Here is a 246-nt window from a genome sequence, read left to right on the forward strand (position 1 = left end):
CGACGACGTTGATAGGTCGGGTGTGTAAGCGCAGCGATGCGTTGAGCTAACCGATACTAATGAACCGTGAGGCTTAACCTTACAACGCCGAAGGTGTTTTGGCGAAGAGACAGATAATCAAATTTCAGCTTTGATACAGATTTAACAGAATTTGCCTGGCGGCTTTAGCGCGGTGGTCCCACCTGACCCCATGCCGAACTCAGAAGTGAAACGCCGTAGCGCCGATGGTAGTGTGGGGTCTCCCCA

2 rRNA genes are annotated in these 246 nt (G+C 52.0%); both read left to right on the forward strand.

The annotated features are described in order from the left end of the window. Nucleotides 1-81 (forward strand): 23S ribosomal RNA (locus FHC48_RS23225); the annotation flags it as partial. Between the two features lie 73 nt (nt 82-154). Continuing rightward, nucleotides 155-246: ribosomal RNA gene (gene rrf / locus FHC48_RS23230) — 5S ribosomal RNA — on the forward strand; the annotation flags it as partial.

Origin of the sequence: Enterobacter sp. EC_50 (assembly GCF_019584525.1) — a bacterium.
GTDB lineage: Bacteria > Pseudomonadota > Gammaproteobacteria > Enterobacterales > Enterobacteriaceae > Enterobacter > Enterobacter roggenkampii.